23 protein-coding genes are annotated in these 23,683 nt (G+C 62.7%); 9 read left to right on the forward strand and 14 right to left on the reverse strand.

Annotation, left to right across the window (positions count from 1 at the left end):
• Positions 1-269: 269 nt before the first annotated feature.
• On the reverse strand, positions 270-1,316 hold the full coding sequence (locus ACCD05_RS07230; protein WP_413391931.1) for a polysaccharide deacetylase: 1,047 nt from the start codon (positions 1,314-1,316) through the stop codon (positions 270-272).
• Positions 1,317-1,450: 134 nt separating this feature from the next.
• On the opposite strand from ACCD05_RS07230, the gene ACCD05_RS07235 reads away from it, so the two are divergent.
• The 3 genes from ACCD05_RS07235 to der all read left to right on the forward strand — a co-directional run bounded on the left by ACCD05_RS07235 (position 1,451) and on the right by der (position 4,278).
• Positions 1,451-2,035, forward strand: a complete 585-nt coding sequence (locus ACCD05_RS07235) for an NnrU family protein (RefSeq protein WP_018897295.1) — start codon at positions 1,451-1,453, stop codon at positions 2,033-2,035.
• A gap of 104 nt (positions 2,036-2,139) precedes the next feature.
• Complete coding sequence (locus tag ACCD05_RS07240; RefSeq protein WP_018897296.1) at positions 2,140-2,823, forward strand: tetratricopeptide repeat protein; 684 nt, start codon at positions 2,140-2,142, stop codon at positions 2,821-2,823.
• Positions 2,824-2,838: 15 nt separating this feature from the next.
• Positions 2,839-4,278, forward strand: a complete 1,440-nt coding sequence (gene der, locus ACCD05_RS07245; protein ID WP_413391932.1) for a ribosome biogenesis GTPase Der — start codon at positions 2,839-2,841, stop codon at positions 4,276-4,278.
• Positions 4,279-4,369: 91 nt separating this feature from the next.
• Here the strand turns inward: der and ACCD05_RS07250 are convergent, their stop codons facing one another.
• Complete coding sequence (locus ACCD05_RS07250) at positions 4,370-4,603, reverse strand: hypothetical protein (protein WP_209191243.1); 234 nt, start codon at positions 4,601-4,603, stop codon at positions 4,370-4,372.
• A 244-nt stretch (positions 4,604-4,847) separates the two neighbouring features.
• Between ACCD05_RS07250 and ACCD05_RS07255 the strand changes: the two genes are divergently transcribed.
• Positions 4,848-6,110 (forward strand): MFS transporter, encoded by a 1,263-nt coding sequence (locus ACCD05_RS07255; protein ID WP_413391933.1) that lies wholly within the window; start codon positions 4,848-4,850, stop codon positions 6,108-6,110.
• 6 nt (positions 6,111-6,116) lie between these two features.
• Here the strand turns inward: ACCD05_RS07255 and ACCD05_RS07260 are convergent, their stop codons facing one another.
• On the reverse strand, positions 6,117-7,289 hold the full coding sequence (locus ACCD05_RS07260; protein ID WP_413391934.1) for a glycosyltransferase family 4 protein: 1,173 nt from the start codon (positions 7,287-7,289) through the stop codon (positions 6,117-6,119).
• A 213-nt stretch (positions 7,290-7,502) separates the two neighbouring features.
• On the opposite strand from ACCD05_RS07260, the gene ACCD05_RS07265 reads away from it, so the two are divergent.
• Together ACCD05_RS07265 and ACCD05_RS07270 are read left to right on the forward strand one after the other, a co-directional pair.
• Positions 7,503-8,387: a hypothetical protein gene (locus ACCD05_RS07265; protein ID WP_413391935.1), complete on the forward strand. Its 885-nt coding sequence runs from the start codon at positions 7,503-7,505 to the stop codon at positions 8,385-8,387.
• A gap of 9 nt (positions 8,388-8,396) precedes the next feature.
• Positions 8,397-8,687, forward strand: a complete 291-nt coding sequence (locus tag ACCD05_RS07270) for a hypothetical protein (RefSeq protein WP_413391937.1) — start codon at positions 8,397-8,399, stop codon at positions 8,685-8,687.
• A gap of 6 nt (positions 8,688-8,693) precedes the next feature.
• Here the strand turns inward: ACCD05_RS07270 and ACCD05_RS07275 are convergent, their stop codons facing one another.
• Positions 8,694-9,605 (reverse strand): sugar kinase, encoded by a 912-nt coding sequence (locus ACCD05_RS07275; protein WP_413391938.1) that lies wholly within the window; start codon positions 9,603-9,605, stop codon positions 8,694-8,696.
• Between the two features lie 217 nt (positions 9,606-9,822).
• On the opposite strand from ACCD05_RS07275, the gene ACCD05_RS07280 reads away from it, so the two are divergent.
• Positions 9,823-11,472 (forward strand): alpha-glucosidase, encoded by a 1,650-nt coding sequence (locus ACCD05_RS07280; RefSeq protein ID WP_413391939.1) that lies wholly within the window; start codon positions 9,823-9,825, stop codon positions 11,470-11,472.
• Position 11,473: 1 nt separating this feature from the next.
• Here ACCD05_RS07280 and ACCD05_RS07285 read toward each other — a convergent pair whose 3' ends face one another.
• Both ACCD05_RS07285 and ACCD05_RS07290 read right to left on the reverse strand, forming a co-directional pair.
• Entirely contained in the window at positions 11,474-12,799 is a 1,326-nt protein-coding gene (locus tag ACCD05_RS07285) for a GAF domain-containing protein (protein ID WP_413391940.1), read from the reverse strand.
• Between the two features lie 24 nt (positions 12,800-12,823).
• The gene (locus tag ACCD05_RS07290) at positions 12,824-13,294 is read right to left on the reverse strand and encodes a pyridoxamine 5'-phosphate oxidase family protein (protein ID WP_413391941.1); all 471 of its coding nucleotides are present in this window, start codon (positions 13,292-13,294) and stop codon (positions 12,824-12,826) included.
• Between the two features lie 129 nt (positions 13,295-13,423).
• Here ACCD05_RS07290 and ACCD05_RS07295 point away from each other — a divergent pair, with 129 nt between their 5' ends.
• Positions 13,424-14,236: an arylamine N-acetyltransferase family protein gene (locus tag ACCD05_RS07295; protein ID WP_413391942.1), complete on the forward strand. Its 813-nt coding sequence runs from the start codon at positions 13,424-13,426 to the stop codon at positions 14,234-14,236.
• 32 nt (positions 14,237-14,268) lie between these two features.
• Here ACCD05_RS07295 and ade read toward each other — a convergent pair whose 3' ends face one another.
• Positions 14,269-15,963, reverse strand: coding sequence for an adenine deaminase (ade, locus tag ACCD05_RS07300; protein WP_413391943.1), 1,695 nt, complete (start codon positions 15,961-15,963; stop codon positions 14,269-14,271).
• A gap of 136 nt (positions 15,964-16,099) precedes the next feature.
• Entirely contained in the window at positions 16,100-16,573 is a 474-nt protein-coding gene (locus ACCD05_RS07305; RefSeq protein ID WP_413391944.1) for a MarR family winged helix-turn-helix transcriptional regulator, read from the reverse strand.
• 299 nt (positions 16,574-16,872) lie between these two features.
• Between ACCD05_RS07305 and ACCD05_RS07310 the strand changes: the two genes are divergently transcribed.
• Entirely contained in the window at positions 16,873-17,706 is an 834-nt protein-coding gene (locus tag ACCD05_RS07310; protein WP_413392073.1) for an alpha/beta fold hydrolase, read from the forward strand.
• 102 nt (positions 17,707-17,808) lie between these two features.
• On the opposite strand, the gene ACCD05_RS07315 is transcribed toward ACCD05_RS07310, so the two are convergent.
• The 6 genes from ACCD05_RS07315 to choW form a co-directional block, all read right to left on the reverse strand.
• On the reverse strand, positions 17,809-18,912 hold the full coding sequence (locus ACCD05_RS07315) for a branched-chain amino acid ABC transporter substrate-binding protein (protein ID WP_018897309.1): 1,104 nt from the start codon (positions 18,910-18,912) through the stop codon (positions 17,809-17,811).
• Between the two features lie 293 nt (positions 18,913-19,205).
• Positions 19,206-20,267, reverse strand: a complete 1,062-nt coding sequence (locus ACCD05_RS07320) for an alpha/beta hydrolase family protein (RefSeq protein WP_413391945.1) — start codon at positions 20,265-20,267, stop codon at positions 19,206-19,208.
• A 273-nt stretch (positions 20,268-20,540) separates the two neighbouring features.
• Positions 20,541-20,858 (reverse strand): ArsR/SmtB family transcription factor, encoded by a 318-nt coding sequence (locus ACCD05_RS07325; protein WP_018897310.1) that lies wholly within the window; start codon positions 20,856-20,858, stop codon positions 20,541-20,543.
• Positions 20,859-20,951: 93 nt separating this feature from the next.
• The gene (locus ACCD05_RS07330; RefSeq protein WP_413391946.1) at positions 20,952-21,707 is read right to left on the reverse strand and encodes a HugZ family protein; all 756 of its coding nucleotides are present in this window, start codon (positions 21,705-21,707) and stop codon (positions 20,952-20,954) included.
• A gap of 31 nt (positions 21,708-21,738) precedes the next feature.
• Positions 21,739-22,791: a choline ABC transporter ATP-binding protein gene (choV, locus tag ACCD05_RS07335; protein ID WP_047506220.1), complete on the reverse strand. Its 1,053-nt coding sequence runs from the start codon at positions 22,789-22,791 to the stop codon at positions 21,739-21,741.
• On the reverse strand, positions 22,788-23,633 hold the full coding sequence (gene choW / locus ACCD05_RS07340; protein ID WP_112980194.1) for a choline ABC transporter permease subunit: 846 nt from the start codon (positions 23,631-23,633) through the stop codon (positions 22,788-22,790). The genes choV and choW overlap by 4 nt, the downstream gene beginning before the upstream one ends.
• Positions 23,634-23,683: the final 50 nt, after the last annotated feature.

Genomic DNA, 23,683 nt, shown 5'->3' on the forward strand with positions numbered 1-23,683 from the left:
GTGGTATGGGGGGCGATGTCGTTGATGTCGGCGCAGAGCCATACCCCCCTCTGTCCTGCCGGACATCTCCCCCACAAGGGGGGAGATCGACTCGTGGCGTGCTCCCCATCCAAACATTGAGGTAGGAGCGAGCGGGCGCGCCCAGCCAATCTCCCCACCTGTGGGGGAGATGCCCGGCAGGGCAGAGGGGGGTATCACACGGTAAAACGCTCGCCGGCAGGTCAGCGCGAGCGTCAGACGGCGTTCATCGAGACGGCCCGCCCCGCCAATCACAACCCCGAAGCCGGCGTCCCCTGCAGCTTGCCGCGTGCCTTTATCACAGGGATCGCCTCCGAATAGCTCACACAGGCCACATCTTGCCGATGGCAGACATCGCTCACCAGCCGGTCGAGCGCGCGCCAATAGGCGCCGCCGTTCATCTCGACGAAGTGGAAGCCGAGCTGCAGCGGGATGCGGTCGCCGGCATATTGCTTGTCGAAGGCGCTTTTGAACGCTCTGTAGGCGCGGTCTTCGAATTCCTTGCTGTCGGCCTTGTCTTCCTCGCCCTTGGAGTGGCGGACGAAGAGGTTGTAGTCCATGCCGACGATCGGGCGGTCGCGCGGGCCCTCGGGGATAAGCGGAAGACCGAAGCGGATGATGCCGCCTTCCTCGACCGGCATTGTCGGACCCTTGGTGACGAGGCTGGCGTCATAGGTGAAGCCGGCCTTCTTTTCGGCGGCGATCATGTCCGAGCCTGCGGTCGCCGACAGATAAGGGGCGCGAAAACCGTGGATGCCGTGGTCGACCAGATCCTGCCAGCCCTTCGGCTCTTCCAGATCGACGCCCTTCCAGGCGTTCTTCAGAGTCCGGTGGAAGGTGGCGTATTCGTCCGACCAGTCGGCCTCGCTCCACTGGCGACCGTCGAAATGGCCGCAGGCGTGGCTGGAGATGTCGTGGCCCTCGAGATGGGCGTGCCAGATGTTGCCGAGGCGCTCGCGGATCTCGTCGTCGCTCTGGGCGAAGCCGATGTTGGAGCGGCCGGGCTTCTGGTGCGGCGCCTGATAGGCCTTCTTCATCTCCTTGTTCATCAGGAAGGTGCAGGAGAGGAAATAGGTGAAATGCGCGCCGTTCCTGGCGGCCATCTCGCGGCTCTTCTGCCACAGCGCGTTGTCGTGCGCGCCGTCGAAGGAGATCATTACCAGCTGCTTCGGCTTGGTCGCCGGGTTGGCGTTTGCGGCGCCGTCGGCCGTCTGGGCGAGCGCCGGGGCAATTGCCAGCGCAAGCAGCGAGAGGGCAAGCGAAAGGGAAAGACAGGAACGAGAGACTAAACGAGACATCAAAGTAGACATGGACACCGCGACAATTTGTTTCGGGCTTTTCTGTTACAGAATTGAGGCGAAGCTGCGGTGCCGCTGGCATTTTCATGCTCACGACGATAAGCCTGTCTGATAGTCAAAACAGGAATTTAGCGATGCAGCTTCTCATCTTGAGCCTCATCCTCTTTATCGGCCTTCACCTGATCCGCGTCATCGTGCCGGATTTCCGCCGCTCGATGATCGACAAGCTCGGCAAGCCGGTCTGGGGCGCCGTCCACGGCATCCTCAGCATCGTGACGCTGCTGTTTCTCGCCTATGCCTTCGATCAGGCGCGCGGCATGTACGGCACGCTCTACAATCCGCCGATCTGGATGGCGCATATCACGCTGACCCTGATGCTGATCGCGATGATCTGTCTGGTGGCGGGCTTCCTGCCCGCCGGGCATATCCGCGCCAAGCTGAAGTTTCCGCTTCTGGTGGCGATCAAGATCTGGGCGCTGTCGCATCTTCTGGCCAATGGCGAGCCGGAGGCGATCGTGCTGTTCGTGGCGTTTCTTGCCTGGGCGGTGCTGCTCAGGATCTCGATGAAGCAACGGCTGCGCAATGGGGAAATCAAGCTGCCGGTGTTCGTCTCGGCCAAGTATGACCTCTATGCCGTCGTCATCGGCGCGGTGCTTTGGGCGGTCATCCTGTTCAAGCTGCACGAACTGGTGATCGGCGTTTCTCCGCTTGTGATGTAACGATTCTTTCACATCCCCCTTACAACGGATGCAAAATGGGGTAGAAGGCCCGACAATGTGCGTGCAACCCGCATGATTTTGCATATCCGCTGCCGGAGACGAGAATGGCATTCAACGACGATAGCTTCATTCGTGAGGTCAATGAGGAACTGCGTTCGGACCAGATGAAGGGTGCGTGGCAGCGTTTCGGCCGCTACCTGATCGTTCTGGCCGTCCTCATCGTTCTCGGCACGGTCGGCTACAAGGTGTTCCAGTATTGGGATAACAACCAGTCGTCCGGCACCGGCGACCAGTTCATCGCCGCCATGAAGCTTGCCGACGAGAACAAGAGCGACGAGGCGCTGACAGCACTCGAGAAGCTCGAGAAGGAAGGTCACGGCGACTATCCGATCCTGGCCCGCCTGCGCGCCGCCTCCGTGCTTGCCCAGAAGGGTGACGCCACGGGCGCCATCGCCGCCTTCGACGTGATCGGCAAGGACGCCAAGGCGCCGGCACCGATCCGCGATGCCGCCAAGATGCGCGCCGCATGGCTCCTGATCGAAAACGGCACCTACGAGCAGGTCTCGGCTCAGGTCGAGGAAATGGCCGTTCCGACCAATGCATTCCGCCACTCCGCTCGCGAAGCGCTCGGCCTTGCCGCCTACAAGGCCGGCAACATGGCTCAGGCCCGCCAGTGGTACCAGGCGATCGCCGACGATGCGCAGTCACCGCGCAATGTTGCCAATCGCGCCCAGATGATGCTTGATAACATCACCGCATCCGGCAAGGCGCCCGCCGCACAGGGCTGAGTTTAGGGTATTTCAATGAGCTTTACGGTCGCGATCGTCGGTCGCCCGAATGTCGGCAAGTCGACGCTTTTCAACCGGCTGGTCGGAAAGAAGCTGGCGCTTGTCGACGACACGCCCGGCGTCACCCGCGACCGCCGGCCAGGCGACGCGCGCCTGATGGGGCTGACCTTCACCATCATCGACACCGCCGGTCTCGAAAAGGCCGAGGCCGAGAGCCTGCAGGGCCGCATGCGCGCCCAGACGGAAGCGGCGATCGACGAGGCCGATATCTCGCTCTTTGTGGTCGACGCCAAGTTTGGCCTCACGCCTGTCGACAAGGAACTGGCCGAGATGCTGCGCCGTCGCGGCAAGCCGGTCGTTCTCGTCGCCAACAAGTCGGAAGCCAAGGGCTCCGACGGTGGGTTCTACGATGCCTATACGCTCGGCCTCGGCGAGCCGGTGCCGATTTCTGCCGAACACGGGCAGGGCATGCTGGACCTGCGCGACGCGATCGTGGAAGCGGTCGGCGAGGATCGCGCCTATCCGCCGAAGGAAGACATCGCCGAGACCAACGTCAATCTTCCCCACGAGATGGAAGAGGACGAGGACTACGAGCCCGAGTACGACGACACCAAGCCGCTGCGCGTGGCGATCATCGGCCGCCCGAATGCCGGCAAGTCGACACTGATCAACCGCTTCCTCGGCGAGGACCGCTTGCTCACCGGCCCCGAGGCCGGCATTACCCGCGACAGCATTTCCGTCGAATGGGACTGGCAGGGTCGCACCATCAAGATGTTCGACACGGCAGGCATGCGCCGCAAGGCGCGCGTCACCGAGAAGCTCGAGAAGCTGTCGGTCGCCGATTCCTTGCGCTCCATCCGTTTCGCGGAAACCGTGGTCATCGTCTTCGACGCGACCATTCCCTTCGAGAAGCAGGACCTGCAGCTGGTCGACCTCGTGGTTCGCGAGGGACGCGCCGCCGTTCTCGCTTTCAACAAGTGGGACCTGATCGACGAGCCGCAGGCGCTTCTGGCGGACCTGCGCGAAAAGACCGAGCGGCTGCTGCCGCAGGCGCGGGGCATCCGCGCCGTGCCGATCTCCGGCCAGACCGGCCGCGGCCTCGACAAGCTGATGCAGTCGATCATCGATACGGACATGACGTGGAACCGCCGCATCTCGACCGCCAAGCTAAACCGCTGGCTGGATTCGATCACGACGCAGCATCCGCCACCGGCCGTCTCCGGCCGCCGCCTGAAGCTGAAGTACATGACGCAGGTCAAGGCCCGCCCGCCGGCCTTCATGATCTCCTGCACCCGCGCCGACGCGCTGCCGGAATCCTACACGCGCTATCTGGTGAACAGCCTACGCACGGATTTCAACATGCCCGGCGTGCCGATCCGGATCATGTATCGCGAGAAGGACAATCCGTACGAATCCAAGAGCGGCGGGCGCCGCAAGCCGCAGCCTGCCAAGTAGCAGCTTGGCCTGGTAGCTGGCAAAGTGGCATGTCGGGTGCAGCCAAAGCTGCGCCCGCACTCCGCTTCTTTAGCGATGATGATGGGCTGTTTCAGCCGTCGAAGTAATAAACCGGCTCGCGGGTCAGTTCACCGTTGCCGACGTGGCCGTAGACGTCGTTTCCAAGAATCCAGAAGCTTATCGCCTGGGTCTCCATGGAAAAAATATAGTCTCCCGATATCCAGTGCTCGGCTTTACTTCCGGATAGCGAAAACAGGTGTTCGCCGGCCTGGTACATGACCGCCTTGTGCGACTTCGAATCATATAGATAACGTTCGTCAGCCATGTTGCGCCCTGATTCTACATGGAAAGAATCTCACGCCGACCTGTGTTTGTCTAATAATCCTGATTTAATATGTATGACCATTTTTGGTATAAAGGCCGCCGGGGCTGCGCGCCGGACGGGCAATTCTTGAAAATTATGTGACAGGCTGTCGGATGCGGCTGATGTCGGACGTCTTGATGGGGAGAGCACGGATCGTCTTTTATAGGGCATCCGCGCCGGATCGGTTCGCACAGGGAGGTGCACGATGATGAGCCAATCGCATCAGGGGTCCTATCGGTGGGTGATCGTGGCGGCGGGGGCGCTGATGACCTGCGTCGCGCTCGGGGCGATGTTTTCGCTGGCGATCTTCCAGGAGCCGATCGCGCTCGATACCGGCTGGTCGCATATCGGCATCGCCAGCGCGATGACGCTCAACTTCATCGTCATGGGCATCGGCGGCTTCGTCTGGGGCGCTGCGAGCGATCGCTTCGGGCCGCGCGCCGTGGTGCTTGTGGGCGCCGCTCTGCTTGGGCTGGCGCTGGTGCTTTCCAGCCAGGCGGTCACGCTCCTGCAATTCCAGCTGACCTACGGCATTCTCGTCGGTATCGCCGCCAGCACCTTCTTCGCGCCGATGATCGCGGCGACCACGGCATGGTTCGACGAGCATCGAGGGCTTGCCGTCTCGCTGGTCTCGGCCGGCATGGGCGTGGCGCCGATGACCATCTCGCCCTTCGCCCGCTTCCTGATCTCTGCCTATGACTGGCGCACCGCGATGCTGATCATCGGCATCGGCGCCTGGGTCTTGTTGCTTCCGGCAGCGCTCTTGGTGCGGCGCGCGCCAGAGAGCGCCGACGATGGGGCTGGCGCGGCATCGCCGAATGGCGCGACGGCCACTGGCTCATTGCCGACGGAGCGGGGTGGTGCGCGGCTCTCCGACGTGTTCCGCTCGCCGCAGTTCATCGTGCTCGGGCTCACATTCTTCGCCTGCTGTGCGGCGCATTCGGGGCCGATCTTCCATATGGTGAGCTACGCGACGATCTGCGGAGTGGCGCCGATGGCGGCTGTCAGCATCTACAGCGTCGAGGGGCTGGCGGGGCTGGGCGGCCGGTTGATCTACGGTTCGCTTGCCGATCGCGTCGGCGTCAAGCCCGTGATCGTCGGCGGGCTGCTGATCCAGGCGATTGCGCTGATGGGCTATCTCTTCGTCAGCCGGCTCGGCGAATTCTACGCGCTGGCGGTGATCTTCGGCAGCGCCTATGGCGGCGTCATGCCGCTCTATGCGGTGCTGGCGCGCGAATATTTCGGGCAGAAGATCATCGGCACCGTCTTCGGCGCCGCCACCATGCTCTCCAGCCTCGGCATGGCCTTCGGCCCGCTGATCGGCGGCTGGATCTTCGATCACTTCGCCAATTACTCCTGGCTGTTCATCGGCTCGGCGTTGGTGGGGCTGGGTGCTGCCGCGATCGCGCTGGCGTTTCCGCCGCTGCCGGGTGAACGGAGGGGTCAGGTCGTGGGGGCTGCGGAGTAGGGCGCCCTACACCATCGTCGCCGCATCGCCATCGCCGAGGCGCTTGTTGCGCGGCAGGGACTTGGCGGCGTATTGCCAGGCTTTCTTCCACTTCGGGGTGATCACCCCGTTGGCGGCGCGGATGTTGGTGATGAACTGCAGCGTCGCCGCTTCCCAGGAATATTGGACGGCGAGTTCGCGGGCCTTTTGCCGCGAGGCGGAGAGCGCCGCGAGGCAGGCGATACGCAGGTCGTCGTCGAGCGCGCCGACCTCGCTATCCTCGCCGATGATATCGAGCGGGCCGGTGACCGGGTAGGCGGCGACGGGGACGCCCGAGGCAAGCGCCTCGAGAATGGTGTTGCCGAAGGTATCGGTCAGCGACGGGAAGACGAAGACATCGGCCTGGGCGTAGATCGCCGCCAGTTCCGGGCCGACCTTGAGGCCAGTGAAATGCACATCCGGATAGCGCTTCTCGAGCTCGGCGCGCGCCGGGCCGTCGCCGACGACCACCTTGGAGCCGGGAAGATCAAGATCGAGAAAGGCCGGCAGGTTCTTTTCCAGCGCCACGCGACCGACCGTCATGAAGATCGGGCGGGAAAGGCCGAAGGGCTTTTCCTCGAGCTCGGCCGGGTGGAACTGGTTGGCGTCGATGCCGCGCGTCCAGGGCATCAGGTTGCGGATGCCCTTTTCGGAAAGCTCGCGCGCCAAAGAGGGCGTCGCCACCATGCAGCCGGCGCCGGAATTGTGGAACCACTTGACGAAGGCGTAGAGCCAGCTCTTCGGGATGGGGAGCCGGGCTGCCACATATTCGGGAAAACGGGTGTGGTAGCTGGTGGAGAACGGCATGCGGTTCTTCAGGCACCAGCGCCGCGCCGTCAGCCCCAGTGGGCCCTCGGTGGCGATATGGACATAGGACGGTTTGTGCTTGGCGATTTCGCGGGCGACGCTGCGGTAGCGGGCGATCGACAGGCGGATTTCGGGATAGGTCGGGCAGGGGATGTTGCGAAACCCCTGCGGCGTCACCATCGCCACCTCGACGCCGATCTTGGCGAGCTCGCGGTTGGTGTTTTCGATCGAGCGCACGACGCCGTTCACCTGCGGATGCCAGGCATCCGTGACGATGACCAGCCGCTCCGGCTTGCCCATCGGCAAGGCGGCGACGTTTTCGCCATCGCTGGCATTTTGCAGGCGTTGCAACATGATCCAACTTCCATCCGCGCCATCGGCGCACAGCTCCGGGCGGGCGCCGGATAATCGATTCCCGCGCTCTTATTCTCGCTGCTGTCGATGATGGAAATATTACAGACGGGCGGTACAGCCTGATGCAACTTGGGCCGTGATCTTGGGTTGTGTGTGGTTTGTTGTCTGCAATCGGCAATGTGCTATCCCTAGCCGAGGTTAGGGGAACAATCCATGTTGAAACGATTGCGGGTGCTGGCGTTGCTGGCGGCGTCGATGCTTGTCGCCTGCGCGAGTGTCGATGCCAAGAAGATTGCGAAATTTGGAGAGGCGACAACCGCAGTTGCGCAAATCGTTGCCGACGTCCCCGAGGTGGCTGACAAGGTCGCTGCTCAGGCTGAATTCGAAGATCAGGCGATGGCGTTTGAAAGCCGTGCACGTGCAACATCGTTCCCTCCCAATGTTCCAACGTCTGACCTCAAATTCAGGAAGGTGTGGGCGGTACGCACCGATCTACTGAATGCAATCGCGGGTTACGGCGCGGCGCTTGCAGCGGCCGCAAGCGGCAAAAACGGCGAGAGTTTGGAAACCGCGCTTGGAAGTTTGAAGAAGGCGTTGAATACCGTTCCAGCGCTAGCGGCGAATACCCGGTTTCAAGGCGCAGCCTCGATTGCGGAAGGCGCTGCGACGAAACTGTTCCTTCACGTTTCGGATGCCCGACTGCGGCAGTACATAAGTGAGGCGCACCCACTGATCGTGCAGAGCGCTGCTCTTCTATCCGATAGCTTCGCACAGACTAGCGGCTACATCGACGCTGATTATCAGAACTGGTTGAACGATAAAGAGACAATGCTGGATGATGTCAGGAGAGACGCCAAGGGCAGTAACGCCGATCGCTACGCGATATATGCACAGTTCTCCAGAGACTCGCAGGCCATGGAGGAGACTCTTGCGCTGTTTCGACCTCGAAAGGCTCCGCGTTACGAGGAGCTCCTATCCCAAATGGTTGCTGCGCATGCCGCGCTTCGACGACCGAATGCCGACCCCGCAATTGTCGAAGAATTTGTCGCGTCGGTTAAAGAAATAGCTCAGGCACTCAAACAGCTTACTGGCAAATAGGAGACAATGATGGTGATGACCCCATTGGATAACTGCCTTGAAGCGGTGCGCAAGCGAATCAAGCAGACAAAAGATCCCGATGCCAGGTCCGAACTGGTCGCGATCAGGAATGAGCTGACTGCACTGAAGAAGAATCGAATCCTTGCTGAGCTTGATAAAGACTCAGAGAAATATCGAGCGCTTATCGGGAAACTCGGTGCCATCAGAAAAGCGATTAAGGAGACCGCCGACGCGATCGAGGCGGCAAGGAAAGCGGCGGCGCTGCTGGCGCAAATTGCTGCACTGCTGGCAGGCATCTAACCCCATTCAAACCCCAAGCTTATCCTTCGCCACCAGCGCCCCATGCTCGCTCACAACGCGCGCCGCGACCTTGGCGGCGAAGCGGGCGGCTTCAGGGGCGTCCTGGGTTTCCAGGTAGTGGGCGATGAAGGCGCCGTTGAAGCTGTCGCCGGCGCTTGTCGTGTCGACGACCTGCTCGACCCGCTCGGAGGGGATGAAGGTCTCTTCGCCGTCGAAATCGAGCGTTATGCCGTCGGCGCCGTTCTTGACGACGACGTCGCGGACGCCAAGCGCGCGGTAGCGGTGGATGGTCGCCTCGATCGAGACGTCGCCGAAATGCAGGGCCTCGTCCTCGAAGCTCGGCAGCACCATCGATGCGGCGCGCGCGCCTTCGCTGATGGTCGCGTGCATCTCGTCATAGCCCGACCACAGGCGCGGTCGGATGTTGGGGTCGAAGGCGACGAGCTTGCCGGAGGCCTTGGCGCGGCGCGCTTCGGAGAGCAACGTGTCGGCGTCGTCGCGCGAGAGGATGGCGAGCGTGATGCCGGAGAAATAGACGACGTCGGCGCCTTCGATCGCCTGGCGCAGGAAGTCGGCATCGGCGGCAAGCTGGCGGGCGGCGGAGTTGTCGCGCCAGTAGCTGAAGGAGCGTTCGCCATCCTTCAGGCTGATCATGTAGAGGCCGGGCGCCTTGCCCTTGATGCGGCGGATGCTTTCCGTGCCGATGCCGGCGTCAGCGAAGAAGGCGACCATCTCGTCGGACATGGCGTCGTCGCCGAGCGCGGTGCAGTAGTCGACCGACCAGTCTTGAGGAAGGCAGGCGCGGGCATACCATGCGGTGTTCAGCGTATCTCCGGCAAAGCCCTTGCGCAGCAGCCCGGCGCCGGCCTGCGACAGCTCCACCATGCACTCACCGATCGATAGAAAACGTCCGCCCACTGCCTGCCTCCCAGATGTTGCGTGTTCGCTGATACGCGCCGCGCGCGACGCTGACAAGCGCGGATTGGCCGGATATCGCGATGTGCGGCTCGCCGGCTGGCCGGCGGGCTAACTGATGTTCCGGCAACTGCGCGCAAAAAGACGTGAGCGCGGTTGTCTTTTGCTTTCTGCGCTTTAGTCTCGGCGTGGACAGGAACATGGCGAGGATTTGCGACAGATGGTGGTTCGGACAGGCGGGAATGCGGACTGGTGGCGGGGTGCTGTTGTCTATCAGGTCTATCCGAGATCGTTTCAGGATACGAATGGCGACGGGCTCGGCGATCTCAAGGGGATCACGAGGCGTCTACCCTATATCGCCAGCCTCGGCGTCGACGCGATCTGGCTCTCGCCCTTCTTCAAGTCGCCGATGGCCGATATGGGCTATGACGTTTCCGACTACTGCGACGTCGACCCGATCTTCGGCACGATCGCCGATTTCGACGAGATGATGGTGGCTGCGCATGCGCTGGGTCTGAAGGTGATCATCGACCAGGTGATCTCACACACGGCGGATGTGCACCCCTGGTTCGTCGAAAGCCGCTCCAGCCGCACCAACGACAAGGCCGACTGGTATGTCTGGGCGGACCCGAAGCCGGATGGAACGGCGCCGAACAACTGGCTGTCGATCTTCGGCGGACCTGGTTGGGAATGGGACGGCGTGCGCCGGCAGTATTACCAGCACAATTTCCTGACCTCGCAGCCGGATCTCAACTTCCACAACGCGGATGTGCAGGACGCGCTGCTGAAGACGGTGAAATTCTGGCTCGACCGCGGGGTCGATGGCTTCCGGCTGGATACCGTCAACTATTATTTCTGCGACAAGCTTCTGCGCGACAATCCTCCGCACGAGCCTGACGTCAGCGATGGCGGGCTGGATGCGCCGGATACCAACCCCTACGGCATGCAGAACCACCTCTACGACAAGACGCAGCCCGAAAACATCGGCTTCCTGCAGCGTTTCCGCGCGTTGCTCGACCGCTATGAGGGGCGCACGACTGTCGGCGAGGTGGGCGACGGCGCGCGCTCGCTTAAGACGGTGGCGGCCTATACGACGGGCGGCGACAAGCTGCACATGTGCTACACTTTCGATCTGCTTGGCCCGGAATTCACCGCGGCCCATATCCGCAACTGCGTCGATGCCTTCCAGAAATCCGTGGCCGATGGGTGGGTCTGCTGGGCCTTCTCCAACCACGACGTCAACCGCCATCTCAGCCGTTTCGCCAAGACGGTTGAGGAGCGGCCGGTGGTTGCCAAGCTGGCGATCTCGGTGCTTGCGGCGCTGCGCGGTTCGATCTGCCTCTACCAGGGCGAGGAACTCGGCCTGCCCGAAGCCGATCTCGCCTTCGAGGACCTGCGCGACCCCTACGGCATCCGCTTCTGGCCGGCCTTCAAGGGCCGCGACGGATGCCGCACGCCGATGCCCTGGGAAGCAGCCAAGGCGCATGCCGGCTTCACCACGGCCGAAAAATCCTGGCTGCCGGTGCCCTATGAGCAGGCGGCGCTCTCGGTCGATGTGCAGGAAGGCGACGCGCATTCGGTGCTCAGCCACTACCGCGACACGCTGGCCTTCCGCAAAAAGCATCCGGCGCTGATCGACGGCGCGATGACCTTCCTCGATACCAACCAGGATTTGCTGGTGTTTACCCGGAGGAAAGACAGCGAGGCGCTGCTGTTTGTGTTCAACCTGACGCGGGAGCCGGTGTCGTTCGGCGTGCCTGCGGGCATGGTGCTTGGCGAGCGGCTGGAGATGCCGGGGGCGGGTGGAACGGTTGACGGCGGCAAGGTGGTGCTCGGGGCGCTGGATGGGTTCTGCGCGCGGGTTGGCTAGTCTAATCGCCGTCCACCGTCGTTTCCTCGACGAAGACAGGCTGTCCGTCGAAGGCCAGCGAGAACTGTCCGCGCCCGGTCGGCACCAGCTGGATGGGCGAGGTCTTGTCGGCGAGGCGGCGGCGCAGGAGGAGAAGCCGGGTCTCGAGGTTGTCCTTGAATTCGGGAAGCCTAAGCGATGTGGAGAGGCGCAGTTCGCGGTTGGTGAAACCGGTACGGCCGCTCTCCACATGGGCGCGCAGCATGTGGTTCAGCAGCCGGCCGGCAATGCCCTTGATGATGTATTCGTCGGCAATGAAGATGCTGTCGTCGAAGGCGTAGTAGCGAATTTCGATCCGGTGGGTGTTCTTGCCCGGCGGCTGCGCTGATGGCGCTGGCTTCTGGTCTTCCGGCAATGCCTGCGACAGGGCGATGATACCGGCCAGATGCTGGGCCGCAAGCGTCAGCGCTGCTTCCCGCACGGCCGTAAAGGCAAGCCTTCGGCGGCTTTCGGCGCCGAGAACGCCGATGAGGTGACCGCCTGAGATCATCGGCACGGCAATTTGGCTCATGGTCTCGGCATCCATCGGCGGGGCGATGGTGCGGGTCAGATTTTCATTCTCGGCCGATGCCTTGACCGCGGCGCTGTAGCGTCGCGCCCGGCTGAGATCGCTGATCTTGACGATATCCCGCTCACGGGCCGCACTGCCGAAGACGCCGTCGCCAAAGGCGATCTCCGAGCCGACGCCCGACCGCTCGTAGCCCAGGCTGCCCGCCGTCGCGAGCTGGCCGCTGTTTTCGTCGGCGAGAAACACGACGGTCTGGTCGCATTCAAGCGTGTCGCGCATCCATTCCAGCGTCGCGTCAAGGGCGGTGTCGATATGGGCGGGAAGGTGGGCGAGTGTCATGGCGAGGGTGGCGGTCGCCTCAAGCAGCGGTTCGCGCGCGACCGGCTCGATCGGGGCCGCCACGGGTGAGGGGTAGATCGTGATATCGACCACCCGGAAGATATCGACGCCGCGAAGCCGCATGATGCCGGCCATGCCGACCTGCGCGCTCGTCGCATCGAGTTGGGTCGAAACGCGGCTGAACAGTGGACCGTCGAAGACGGTCTTTTCATAAACCGCGCGCAACCGGCACTGGCCGCCACGGGCGCCATCGACCAGCAATATGGCTGCCTTCGGGTTTTCCGCGAGATTTGCCATTGTCGTGTTGAAAAACTGGTTGGAGAGGCCGACGCGCTCGTCGTCCACCAGCACGACATGCGAGAGGTAGGAGACATTGGGAATGCCGTCGGCCGAGGACGTGGCGATGATCGAGGGGACGATGCCCTCGAAGAAGGTCTCCATATCGCGTAGCCGCAGCGATCTCCTTCATGCGGGCGCTCCGATCAGCGCGCCGGCGCTGCTGCCGGGTGTCTTGATGGAGATGGTGCGGACATCGAGTATGGCGGTGGCGAGATCGCGGGATGTCAGCCAGACCTCGATCATCGACGAGGGAACGCCCTGCTCGGCGAGCGCTGCGGTGACGCCGGCGATATAGTGCTCGCAGAGCGCTCGGTCGTCGTCGGTGGCGGTGCGCAGGCTGGCGCTGCCCTTCAGCTGCAGCGAGCGATAATCGGACGGGCGCACGAAGGTGAAGGCGGCTTGCCCGGTTTTGATTAAGTTGGCGAGCGTATCCGGCCACTGCCAACGGGAGATCAAGACTTCGATGGTTTCGCCACTCGGCAGGACGCGGCAGCCGACGCCGCGGCCGACATCGGGCTGGTTGGCACTATCGCTGGTGCCGACGATCATCATGACAGGGCCGGCAATGAAACCGGCGATTTCCTCATCGAAACGCACCCGACCGATCCCCCAGATTTCCCCGCCGCCAGCATAAGCGAGGGGCTGGGCCGTTAGCAAACTTTTAGGGAGCGGCGGCAAATGGGCGACGGTACAAGCTTGGTGTCACACCAGATGAGGGATCAGGACATGTTTGACTTCGACCAATATGCGAGGCGGATCGGCCTCAAGGACATCGACATCACGCCGGCCGGGCTCACCGCCCTGCAGCGGGCGCAGCTTGCCGCCATTGCATTCGAAAGCATCGACCCGTTTCTCGGCCGGGTTCCGAGCCTGCAGCCCGCCGATATCTGGAACCAACTCGTCGAGAAGAAGCGCGGGGGATATTGCTTCCAGCTCAACTGGCTGTTCGGCGAGGCGCTGAGGCATCTCGGGTTCGAGGCGCGGCCGATCCTCGGGCGGGTGCGCATGGGCGCGCCGGTCGGCGGCATCAGGGCGCATCTCGCCTGGATCGTGACCATCGGCGGGGAGGAGTGGCTGGCGGATGCAGGCTTCGGCGGGCCGGGACCGCGCGATCCGGTTGCCATCCGGCCCGGCGAACAGCTGATCGGCGGCATGACCTTTCGCCTGCGGGACGACATGGCAACCGCCGAGCTGGTGCTGGAATGGCAGGGGCCGGACGGCTGGTTCCCGCTCTTCGGCTTCGATGAAAGCCCGTTTACGCAGGCCGATCTCGAAGGCGCCAACCAGCTTTGCACCGTCTGGGCGGCGCTGCCGTTCCGCGACAACCTGATGATGAGCATCCGCCTGCCGGATGCCGATGTGGCCTTGATGAACCGTGGCCTCCGGCGCTCGGGCGCGCAGGGAACGAAGAGCCTGCAGATCGGATCGGCCGACGAGTTGGCGACCTCCCTGCGTGATCTCTTCGGTCTCGATTGCGAGCCGGAAACCGTGGCGCGGATCTGGTCAAGGCTCGACACGCCGGTGCGGGCTGCCGCCTGAACCGGAATCTGGGTCTTCTTTCCGCGTGGATGTCAGATCAGCTTGAACTGATCGACATCCACCATCCCTCTGTCCGATATCTTCAGATGCGGGATTACCGGCAGCGGCAGGAAGGCGACCTGGAGGAAGGGTTCTTCTAAGGTCGTGCCGAGGGCGTAGGCGGCTTTTCTGAGGTCGTGCAGCGTGTCGCGAACGGTCTCGTAGGGTTCGAGGCTCATCAGGCCGGCGAGCGGCAGGGGGATCTCGCCGGTGACCTTGCCATCCTCGACGACGACGAAGCCGCCCTTGATTTCGCCGAGCCGGTTGGCGGCCATGGCCATGTCGTCTTCCGAGACGCCGACGACGCAGATGTTGTGGCTGTCATGGCCGACGGTGGAGGCGATCGCGCCTTTCTTCAGGCCAAAGCCCTGGACGAAGCCGTTGGCGTGGTTGCCGTTCTTGCCGTGGCGCTCGATGACGGCGACCTTGATGATGTCGTTATCCAGATCGACGGCCGTCTGGTTGCCCTTGACGGGGAGCCGGTAGCGGCGGTGCTCGGTGATGATCTTGCCCGGCATGACGCCGATGACGGGTGTTTCGCCATCGGCAACCGGCACGCCGAAGTGGGCGGCATTGACCGTTCGCGCCTTGACGCTGTCGAGGCCGACGGGGGCGATGGGCTTGCGGGTTTCGAAGAGCGCCGCGGTGACCTTGCGGCCGGCGGAGAAGACCATCTCGGCCTTGCAGTTTTCCAGGCTGTCGAGGATGGCGAGGTCGGCGCGCCAACCGGGGGCGACGAGGCCGCGGTCGCGCAGGCCGAAGGCGCGGGCGGCGGAGATCGAGGCGGCGCGGTAGATGGCGAGCGGCTCGACGCCGTTCTTGATCGCGGTGCGGATCATGTAGTCGAGATGGCCCTGCTCGGCGATATCGAGCGGGTTGCGGTCGTCGGTGCAGAGCGCCAGATGCGGCGACAGGCGCTCCGTTATGATCGGCATCAGCGCCATCAGATCCTTGGAGACGGAGCCTTCGCGGACCAGGATGTGCATGCCCTTGCGGATCTTCTCCAGCGCCTCTTCGGCGCTCGTGCATTCATGCTCGGTGCGGATGCCGGCGGCGAGGTAACCGTTCAGATCATTGCCGGAGAGAAGCGGGGCGTGGCCGTCGATATGCGCTCCTTGAAATGCCGCGAGCTTGGCCATGCAGACGGGATCCTTGTGGATCACGCCGGGGAAATTCATGAATTCGGCGAGCCCGATGACCTTTTCGTGGTCGCGGAAGGGCAGGAGCTTTTCGATCGGCAGATCGGCGCCTGAGGTTTCCAGATGCGTGGCGGGGACGCAGGAGGAGAGCTGGACTCGGATGTCCATGATGGTTTGTTCGGCAGAGTCCAGGAAATAGCGGATGCCTTCGGCGCCGAGCACGTTGGCGATCTCGTGCGGGTCGCAGATCACTGTCGTGACGCCATAAGGGAGCACGCAGCGGTCGAACTCGTGGGGGGTGACGAGCGAGCTTTCGATGTGGAGATGCGTGTCGATGAAGCCGGGCACGACGATGCGGCCGGATATGTCGATCTCGGTCTTGCCGTTGTAATCGCCGCAGGTGCCGACGATGGTGTCGCCCGAGATGGCGATGTCGGACTGAACCAGTTCGCCCGTCACCAGATCGAAGAACCGCCCGCCCTTGAGCACGATATCGGCCGGTTCGCGGCCGGTTCCCTGGTCGATGAGGCGTTCTAGTCTTTCGGTCATGGTACTCTCTGGTTCGATTTTGTGTTGGCGGCCACTCTAGAGAGGCGGGCGCTGCATGGGAAGGCGCGGATCGGTCTTGTCCTCGTCCATGCCGTCGCAGGGTCTCATCGCGTTCCGGGGTCGGTCAGGGTTGCGTCTATTCGGTCTTGCCGAGGGCGCCGATCAGCGTGTGGATCTGCTCATTCAAGGCTTCGATCTCGGTCAAGGTCATGCCGGAGCGGCTGAGCAGCGTGTCGCCCAGGCATTTGCTGCGGGCGAGCATGTCGCAGCCCGCTGATGTCAGGAAGACGTTCACCTGGCGTTCGTCCTGGGTCGAGCGGCGACGTTCGAGGAGGCCTGCCTGCTCCAGCCGCTTCACCGGCGGGGTGATGGTGCTCGATTCCAGCGACAGGCGGTCGGCGATGGCGCCGATCGTGGCGCCATCTTGCTCGCCCAGCACATTCAGCACCAGATATTGCGGATAGGTGATGCCCATCTCGTCCAGCATCGGCTTGTAGGTGCGGTTGATGGCGAGGCTTGCCGCATAGAGCGAGAAGCACAGCTGGTCGTCCAGCGGCGGAGTGGCGGTGCCGGGCGCGGGCTTATGGGAGGCGTGTATCTGGTCGGTCATGCCGAGGCTCCATCTGTCTGTGAAGGTATCACTACCATGAAAATGATATCGCGATAATCTTTTTCGTAGACAGGAAAATCTGAAGTGCTATGAGTATGTTTATCGCGATATCGATTATCGCGAAAATGACTGACGACATCCAAAATGCCTCAAGACGGCATGTTATGGTCGCAGGGCTCGGCCTCGTCGCGACGGCCGCTGCCGCCTCCTTCACCAATTCGGCTGAAGCCGCGAGCCACAAGCATTCCGCAGCCGCCAACCAGAAAAACGCTCATTCGACAGGTAAGGACAAGAACGCCATGACCAGCAGCTACATCACCACCAAGGACGGCACGCAGATCTTCTACAAGGATTGGGGCACCGGTCAGCCGATCGTGTTCCATCACGGCTGGCCGCTCAGCGCCGACGACTGGGATGCGCAGATGCTCTACTTCCTCCGCAAGGGCTACCGGGTGATCGCCCATGACCGTCGCGGCCATGGCCGCTCCAGCCAGCCGGGCCACGGTAACGACATGGACACCTATGCGGCCGATGTCGCCGAGCTTGCCGAACATCTGGATCTCAAGAATGCCATCCATGTCGGCCATTCGACCGGCGGCGGCGAAGTCACGCGTTATGTCGGCAATTATGAAAGCCGCGGCCGGATTGCCAAGGCGGTGCTGATCGGAGCGATCCCGCCTGTCATGCTGAAGTCCGACAAGAACCCGGGCGGCCTGCCGCTTGAAGTGTTCGATGGCTTCCGCACGTCAATTGCCGCCAACCGCGCGCAGTTCTATCGCGACATCCCCGAAGGCCCGTTCTACGGCTTCAACCGGCCGGGCGCCAAGGTCTCGCAGGGCGTGATCGACAATTGGTGGCGGCAGGGGATGATGGGCAGCGCCAAGGATCAGTATGATTGCGTCGCTGTGTTTTCCGAGACTGACTTCACCGACGATCTCAAGAAGATCAAGGTCCCGGTTCTGGTCATGCATGGCACGGACGACCAGATCGTGCCGATCGCCGATTCGGCGTTGCTTGCCGCCAAGCTTTTGAAGAACGGCACGCTGAAGACCTATGACGGCCTGCCGCACGGGATGGCGACCACGCATGCCGACATCATCAACGCCGACCTTCTGAAATTCTTCCAGGCCTGATCGAGGCCGGCTGCGGCGAAGGCCATTTCGAAAGATCCGCAAACGAAAACCGGGCGCCCGCGAGGGCCCCCGGTCTGTATTTGATCGCAAAGGCGAGCCGAATTACTCGGCGGAGACGATCTTGCCGTCTTCCCACTTGTAGAGGGAGAAGCTCTGCGAGGTCAGGTCGCCGGTTTCGCCGTAGGTGAGCTTGCCGATGGCGGTTGCGATCGGCTCGCCGGCCTTCAGTGCCGTTGCTACGGCTTCGGAATCTTCGGCGCTTTTCGCCTTTTCAATGCCGGCCTTGATGACTTCGACGGCGGCGTAGGCGTTCAGCGTGAAGGCTTCGGCCGGGATGCCCTTGGCCTTCAGCGCGTCGGCGGCGGCCTTGGAGTCGGGGCTCTTGGTGGCGTCGACGGCGTTGGTGAAGATGGTGCCGGCGGCAGCATCCGTGCCGATGTTCCAGAACTCGGTGTTCGACAGGCCGTCGCCGCCGATGATGACGGCATTGACCTGCAGGTCATGCAGCTGGCGGGCCAGCAGGCCGCCTTCCGGGTGATAGCCGCCGAAATAGACGACGTCGACCTTCTCGGCCTTGAGACGCGTGGTCAGCGCGCTGAAATCCTTGTCGCCGGGCGAGAGCGCGTCGTCGAGGACTTCCTTGATGCCGCCGGCGTTGATCGTCGCCTTGAAGTTGTCGGCGAGACCCTTACCGTAAGCGCCCTTGTCGTTGATGATGGCGATGCGCTTGTCCTTGAAGTTCTTCAGGACGTAGTTGGCGGCGACTTCGGCCTGCTGGTCGTCGCGGCCGCAGGTGCGCAGAACGTTGGCGAGGCCACGCTTCGTCAGGTCAGGGGCGGTCGCGGTCGGGGTGACCATCAGCACGCCGTTTTCAGCGAAGACGTCGGAGGCCGGGATGGCGACGCCCGAGGTGACCGGGCCGACGACGAAGCGGATGCCGTCGCCGACGAGCTGGTTGGCGGCCGAAACGCCCTGCTTGGGTTCGCCGGCGTCGTCGGCGGTCTTCAGCACGACCTTCTCGCCGAGGATGCCGCCGGCCTTGTTGATCTCGTCAACGGCGGTCTGGGCGCCGTTCTTCACCTGGTCGCCGTAAGCGGCAACCGGGCCGGTCAGCGGTGCGATCAGGCCGATGGTGATGTCGGCATGCGCCAGCGGCGCGAAAGAGATGGAGGCAACCAGCGCCGCCGTCAGGGTCTTCAGGGTCATTTTGTCTCTCCTTGGATGGGTCTTCGACCCGTGACTGTCCTGCCGCTGCGATCAATCCAGGCCGTACAAACATCCATTCCGGATGCGCCAAAGACGACGGACTGCGCGCGGCAAACGCGCCAATCGGCCATGTTTGGCTCGAAGGACGCATGGCAAGTTTATTAGGAATTTCGCGTCGATTTAGCAAGAAGATAGAATAGCGATGGCGAATTGTGACGGATTCGATATCCGAGAGGTCGAAAATCACGACTTTTTGGGTGAAAAGCCGTGATTTTCCGCAACGTGGCTCGGCGTCATCGCTCGGTCAGCACACTCCCGAGAAAGGCTATTATCCTGTCACCCACGTCGCGATGGATTGCTTCTCGATCGACGCCAGGCGCATCCCGGCAGACAATGCTTTCTCCGGGCGCCTCCTCCTCGATGAGCGCTGCCGCGCCCGACTTGCAAAGCTGCATGAAACTGAAATGCAAGGCGCCCGGCACGAGGGCGAATTGCGTCGTGGCTGGCGGCAGGTGCTCGGCGAGGTAGAGGGAGTCCTTGTTTGTCGCGGCGATGCTGGCTTTCTCCGCAGTCTCGGGATCGACGTTCTCGCCCGCGCCGAGGACAAGGACCGGAACCTTTACCGCAGCGAGGCTTTCCGACGTCAGGCCACGTCCGAGGCCGAGGTCCAGCGTGACGATCGCCTTGATCCTGGAGTCGCCAAGATCCGCGCCAAGGGCTGCCATGGAGGCCGCGTCGCGGCCGACGCCCAATGCGGTGAACGTCCTGCAGTAGACGGGGCCGAACAGGTGAGGGCAGTCTTTGATGACCGCCTCTGCGTCAAACCGGCCGCCGCCGAGCTCCATCACGGTCCATCCGCCAAGGGAGTGGCCGATGGCACCGATGCGGTCTGGCGATATCGAACCTGCAAGGGCAGGGTCTGCAAGAAGCGTATCGATCACCCGGCTGATGTCGCGAGGGCGCTGCCAGAGCGCCACGATGTCTGGTGATTGCATGTCGAAGGTGGTCGTGCCCGGATGATCGGGGGCCGCCACGACATAGCCCTTGCCGGCGAGCTCTCCTGCAAGCCATGCGAGGTTGCGCCAGCTGCCGCCATAGCCATGCGAGAGCACAATGAGCGGGTGCGGTGCAGACGTGGGTTGCGCATCACGGATGACGGTGAGGCCGACGAAGGCCGGTGTCTCGCCAAGGCTTATCGGCTTGGCCGTGGACGCCGTGGGATACCAAAGGCTGATGGAGAGGGGCGGGCTTTCGTCTTTCGCCGCGATGGCGGCTTGGCGGAAGCCTGATGCCGCGAAGGCCGGGTAGGTGGATAGGCTGGCGAGCAGGGTCAGCGCGATCAGTCGTGTCAACATTCAATGATCTCCGGTTGGAAGGGCAGCCCCTTCGTTCTCAGAGAATTCGGCACGCGGAGACCGATAACGCGTTTCAGGTCCTAATTTTCTTGTTCACGCCGGTCTGTGTTGAGGTTTTGCGGCCTTGAGCGGCGGCTTGCGACGCCGCAGTCGCGTGAGCGCACAAAAAAGGATCGGCAAACCAGAGGTCGCCGATCCATCAATATCAAATGGTGCTAAAAATAGTCAGTCGCTCCATTACTGAAGCGGCCGGAAACGATGTGATGTGGGATATCAGGCCGCGGACTTGGCGCGGACGGGTTCGGCGTAGATCTGCGTCAGGGTTTCGAGGATGCGAATGACCTGATCGGAGGTGCTGGAATAGTAGATCGTCTGTGCGTCGCGGCGGGTCTTGACCAGCTTCTGGGCGCGCAGCTTGGAGAGGTGCTGCGACAGTGCCGACTGGCTGAGGCCGACTTCGGTGGCCAGCGCGCCAACGGGGATCTCACCCTTGACCAGATTACAGAGGATCAGAAGTCTCTTGGGATTTGCCATTGCGGACAACAGTGCGGCGGCAACATTCGCGTGAGCGGTCAAATCAATTGTGTCCATAATCATCTTCCCATGGAAACGGAATTCAAAAAAACGTCTGCCTGAAATTGCCGACGGTGAAAACTAGCAAGAGGGGTTCAAGATTGTATATAGCTAAATTTCAGGTATTGAGTATTTCATGTTAGATATATGTGAATAAAGTTCAACGCGGCTCCTGATCGGTGTGTCAAACTCGTGCCGCAGCAGCAAATCGCCCGAAATCACATCAAAACCGGCGCAATCGACTCCACAAATAGCCCATCTGGTGCCCGTACGGGCTTTATGCGCGATCGCTGTTTTCCTTGCCAAATCCGGCTCCAGGGCTAGCAAATCTTGCACTACCTCGGCGGCGTTTTCCGCAAGCTCTTCGTTGGCTGGGGAGCGGATGATCAGCTCCTCTCCATCAAGAATATAGGCGCGGCCGAAGCCGCCATTGAGGCTGGCGCTCTCGGGAATCAGGCGGAAAAACCTGAAATCAGGGAAATCGACGTAGAGTTTGGCCTTGGAATGGCGGGCCAGAAAACGGTCACGAATGCGTGTGTGGGCCGCGCTGTCGCGCTCGACGGCTGCCGCGCGGCACTGAGTCGTCAGCCGCGCATGGGCCAGCGGATCGCCCTTGCCGGGCTCGCCGGTCAGAAGCGAGGCGCGCGGATCGGCATCGAGCGCGCGGGTGTGCGCCGAAAGACCGGAGACGAGGATGACGGGAACGCCATCGAAATCGGTGCCGAGAAGCACGCGGCTGGCGAAGGGGAAGCCGGTGTTCGGGTCGAGGACCGCAATGGCGGCGTAGCGCGCGGAGCGGAGAAGAGTGCGCGCCAGCTTGCGCGCCTCTTCGTCCGTTTCCCTGATAACAGAAGCCTGATCTTTCATGTCCACTTTTTGGCGGAAGCGGACAGTGGGATCAAGCCTGTTCTTTCTTCCTGTGCTGCGTCAGGCCGGCGACGACGTCCTGGGCGGAAATCGTGCCGATGATGGCGCCGTTTTCGACCACGCCGATGCTGCCCGGCTGGCGGGAGAGCGCGTCGAGAATATCGATCAGCGGGGTCTCGGCCTTGGCCGTGCCGCTGACGCTGGCACTGCTTGCTGCATCGCCGAGGCCCGCATGCATGACATCGCGGGCGGTCAACATGCTGATCGGGTTCATGTGCTGGACGAAATCGGCGACATACTGGTCGGCCGGGTTCTTGACGATATCCTGCGGCGTGCCGCACTGGATGATGCGCCCGCCTTCCATGATGGCGATGCGGTTGCCGATGCGGAAGGCCTCGTCGAGATCGTGGCTGACGAAGAGGATGGTCTTCTTCAGGCGGCGCTGGAACTCGAGCAGTTCATCCTGCAGGCGGGTGCGGATGAGCGGATCGAGCGCGGAGAACGGCTCGTCCATCAGCAGGATCGGCGCGCCGGTCGCAAAAGCGCGGGCAAGGCCGACGCGCTGCTGCATGCCGCCGGAGAGCTCGTTGACCTTGCGATCGGCCCATTTGGTCAGGTTGACCAGTTCGAGCTGTTCGGCGACGCGCTTCTTGCGCTCGCCCTCGGCCATGCCGGCGAGTTCGAGGCCGAAGCCGACATTGTCGGCCACCGTGCGCCACGGGAGCAGCGCGAACTGCTGGAACACCATGGAGACGGTGTGCATGCGCAGATCCCGCAGGCCCTTGGCGGAGGTCTTGTAGGGATTGACCGGGCCTGATGCGGTGTTGACGGTGACCTCGCCGCGCACGACCGGGGCAAGCCCGTTGACGGCGCGCAGCAGGGTCGACTTGCCGGAGCCGGAAAGACCCATGAGCACGAGGATCTCGCCCTCCTGGATTTCCAGCGAGGCGTCGGCGACACCGAGCACGAGGCCGGTTTCGGCGCCGATCTCGTCGCGGGTCTTGCCCTTGTCGGCAAGGGTGAGGGCGGCCTCCGGCTTGTCGCCGAAGACGATGCTGACATTATCGAAGCGAACCGCGGTCATGCGCCGTCTCCTTCACCCGCCGCGCGGAACATTCGGTCGAGAATGATCGCCAGGATGACGATGCAGAGACCTGCCTCGAAGCCCTTGGCGACGTTGACGGTGTTGAGCGCGCGCACAACGGGAACGCCGAGGCCGTCGGCGCCGACGAGTGCCGCGATGACGACCATCGACAGCGAGAGCATGATCGTCTGGGTCAGGCCGGCCATGATCTGCGGCGTGGCATAGGGAAGCTCGACCTTGCGCAGCACCTGCATCGGGGTCGCGCCGAAGGATTCGGCGGCTTCCACCAGCGAGGGCGGCGTCGAGATGATGCCGAGGCGCGTGAGGCGGATGGGGGCGGGGATGGCGAAGATCACGGTGGCGATCAGGCCGGGCACCATGCCGAGGCCGAAAAGGATAAGCGCTGGAATCAGATAGACGAATGTCGGAATGGTCTGCATGAGGTCGAGGATCGGCCGCAGCAGCGAGTTCACCCAGGGGCGGCGGGCAGCCGCGATGCCAAGGGGAATGCCGACGACCATGCTGACGAAGGTGGAGGCGAGCACCAGCGCCAGCGTCGCGGTCGTTTCCTTCCAGTAGCCCTGGTTCATGATGAACAGCAGCCCAAGACAGGTGAAGACGGCGACGACGACCGAGCGCCTCAGCCAGTAGGCGATCGCGGTGATGGCCAGCACGACGATCAGCGGGTGCGGCTTCTGCAGGACGAACAGGATCCCGTCGATGACGTGGGACAGCACGAAGGCAAGCTGGTTGAAGAACCAGTCGGCATTGGAGGTGAGCCAATCCACGAAGGCTTTCGCCCAGGGACCAATGGGAATTTTAAAGTCGGTGATCCAGTTCAAGGGCGTGCCTATCCAGAAAGAACAACGAGAGGGGCGAGGATAGCGAAAAC

It is taken from the genome of Rhizobium sp. Rhizsp42 (assembly GCF_047304155.1).
Lineage (GTDB): Bacteria > Pseudomonadota > Alphaproteobacteria > Rhizobiales > Rhizobiaceae > Rhizobium.

What these genes read in the sequence shown, in the direction of transcription:
- ACCD05_RS07230 (WP_413391931.1), bottom strand. Translation starts at nt 1,316, where the DNA reads ATGTCTCGTTTAGTCTCTCGTTCCTGTCTTTCCCTTTCGCTTGCCCTC.
- ACCD05_RS07235 (WP_018897295.1), top strand. Translation starts at nt 1,451, where the DNA reads ATGCAGCTTCTCATCTTGAGCCTCATCCTCTTTATCGGCCTTCACCTG.
- ACCD05_RS07240 (WP_018897296.1), top strand. Translation starts at nt 2,140, where the DNA reads ATGGCATTCAACGACGATAGCTTCATTCGTGAGGTCAATGAGGAACTG.
- der (WP_413391932.1), top strand. Translation starts at nt 2,839, where the DNA reads ATGAGCTTTACGGTCGCGATCGTCGGTCGCCCGAATGTCGGCAAGTCG.
- ACCD05_RS07250 (WP_209191243.1), bottom strand. Translation starts at nt 4,603, where the DNA reads ATGGCTGACGAACGTTATCTATATGATTCGAAGTCGCACAAGGCGGTC.
- ACCD05_RS07255 (WP_413391933.1), top strand. Translation starts at nt 4,848, where the DNA reads ATGATGAGCCAATCGCATCAGGGGTCCTATCGGTGGGTGATCGTGGCG.
- ACCD05_RS07260 (WP_413391934.1), bottom strand. Translation starts at nt 7,289, where the DNA reads ATGTTGCAACGCCTGCAAAATGCCAGCGATGGCGAAAACGTCGCCGCC.
- ACCD05_RS07265 (WP_413391935.1), top strand. Translation starts at nt 7,503, where the DNA reads ATGTTGAAACGATTGCGGGTGCTGGCGTTGCTGGCGGCGTCGATGCTT.
- ACCD05_RS07270 (WP_413391937.1), top strand. Translation starts at nt 8,397, where the DNA reads ATGGTGATGACCCCATTGGATAACTGCCTTGAAGCGGTGCGCAAGCGA.
- ACCD05_RS07280 (WP_413391939.1), top strand. Translation starts at nt 9,823, where the DNA reads ATGGTGGTTCGGACAGGCGGGAATGCGGACTGGTGGCGGGGTGCTGTT.
- ACCD05_RS07285 (WP_413391940.1), bottom strand. Translation starts at nt 12,799, where the DNA reads ATGGAGACCTTCTTCGAGGGCATCGTCCCCTCGATCATCGCCACGTCC.
- ACCD05_RS07295 (WP_413391942.1), top strand. Translation starts at nt 13,424, where the DNA reads ATGTTTGACTTCGACCAATATGCGAGGCGGATCGGCCTCAAGGACATC.
- ade (WP_413391943.1), bottom strand. Translation starts at nt 15,963, where the DNA reads ATGACCGAAAGACTAGAACGCCTCATCGACCAGGGAACCGGCCGCGAA.
- ACCD05_RS07305 (WP_413391944.1), bottom strand. Translation starts at nt 16,573, where the DNA reads ATGACCGACCAGATACACGCCTCCCATAAGCCCGCGCCCGGCACCGCC.
- ACCD05_RS07310 (WP_413392073.1), top strand. Translation starts at nt 16,873, where the DNA reads ATGACCAGCAGCTACATCACCACCAAGGACGGCACGCAGATCTTCTAC.
- ACCD05_RS07315 (WP_018897309.1), bottom strand. Translation starts at nt 18,912, where the DNA reads ATGACCCTGAAGACCCTGACGGCGGCGCTGGTTGCCTCCATCTCTTTC.
- ACCD05_RS07320 (WP_413391945.1), bottom strand. Translation starts at nt 20,267, where the DNA reads ATGTTGACACGACTGATCGCGCTGACCCTGCTCGCCAGCCTATCCACC.
- ACCD05_RS07325 (WP_018897310.1), bottom strand. Translation starts at nt 20,858, where the DNA reads ATGGACACAATTGATTTGACCGCTCACGCGAATGTTGCCGCCGCACTG.
- ACCD05_RS07330 (WP_413391946.1), bottom strand. Translation starts at nt 21,707, where the DNA reads ATGAAAGATCAGGCTTCTGTTATCAGGGAAACGGACGAAGAGGCGCGC.
- choV (WP_047506220.1), bottom strand. Translation starts at nt 22,791, where the DNA reads ATGACCGCGGTTCGCTTCGATAATGTCAGCATCGTCTTCGGCGACAAG.